We start from the raw sequence: 1,243 nt of genomic DNA on the forward strand, positions 1-1,243 counted from the left end.
ACCACGGTCGTCCCGCTGGAACGCCGGGCGAGAACCGCGGTTGTCATCCCGACGGCCGTATCCACCACCACGATTGTCACCACCACGATTGTCACCACCACGATGGTCACCACCACGATGGTCACCACCACGGTGGTCGTCACGACGGGCGTAACCGCCGCCGCCACGATTGTCGTCCCGACGGCCACCGTAGCCACCGCCGCCACCACGATTGTCGTCGCGACGGTCGTCCCGGCCACGGTAGCCACCGCCGCCACGGTTGTCGTCCCGCCGGAAGTCGCCACGACCGCCACGGTCGTCGCGGTCATCACGGCGGAACGCCGGACGGTCACCGCGGTCGTCCCGCCGGTCGTCGCGGCCGCGGTAACCGCCGCCGCCACGGTTGTCGTCCCGCCGGAAGCCACCCCGGTCGCCACGGTCGTCCCGCTGGAACGCCGGGCGAGAACCGCGGTTGTCATCCCGACGGCCGTATCCACCACCGCGGTTGTCACCACCACGGTTGTCACCACCACGGTTGTCATCGCGCCGGTTGTCGTCACGGCGATTGTCGTCACGGCGATTGTCGTCACGGCGAACGTAACCGCCGCGGTCGTCGCCACGGCGCTCGTCACCACGACGGTCGTCCCGCCGGCCGTGTCCACCACCGCGGTTGTCATCGCGGCGACCGTAGCCACCGCCACCGCCACCGCCACCGCTGCCGCCGCGGTTGTCGTCGCGACGGCCGTAACCGCCGCGGTCTCCGCGGTCGTTGCTGCGGTCGTTGCGGTCTCCGCGGTATCCGCCACGGTCACCGCGGTCACCACTGTCCCGTCGCCGCTGGTCGCGCTCCGGTCGCTCGTCGGGAGAGTTGGTGGACATGGTGACTCCTGTCTTCGGTACCACAAGCATTGTAAAAACAAAAGGACCCCCGGTCCCAGCTGAACGCTGGTGACCAGGGGTCCTCAAAGATTGTTCGGCGGTGTCCTACTCTCCCACAGGGTCCCCCCTGCAGTACCATCGGCGCTGTAAGGCTTAGCTTCCGGGTTCGAAATGTAACCGGGCGTTTCCCTCACGCTATGACCACCGAAACCCTAATGGTTTCGAGCGAACAAGCACACTTTTTAATTGTGTGTTCAGCTCTAGCCGGCAACAGTCGTTGCCTCAGAACTAACACAGTGGACGCGAGCAACTGAGGACAAGCCCTCGGCCTATTAGTACCGGTCACCTCCACACCTCACGGTGCTTCCAGATCCGGCCTATCAAC

1 rRNA gene and 1 pseudogene are annotated in these 1,243 nt (G+C 66.0%); one reads left to right on the forward strand and one right to left on the reverse strand.

Features of this window, described 5'->3' with window-relative positions:
* Positions 1-921 (forward strand): annotated as a pseudogene (locus ABZ642_RS30935) (hypothetical protein); the annotation flags it as partial.
* A 29-nt stretch (positions 922-950) separates the two neighbouring features.
* Here ABZ642_RS30935 and rrf read toward each other — a convergent pair.
* A 5S ribosomal RNA gene (gene rrf / locus ABZ642_RS30940) occupies positions 951-1,067 on the reverse strand.
* Positions 1,068-1,243 lie beyond the last annotated feature (176 nt).

It is taken from the genome of Streptomyces sp. NPDC007157, assembly GCF_040634235.1.
Taxonomy (GTDB): Bacteria; Actinomycetota; Actinomycetes; order Streptomycetales; family Streptomycetaceae; genus Streptomyces.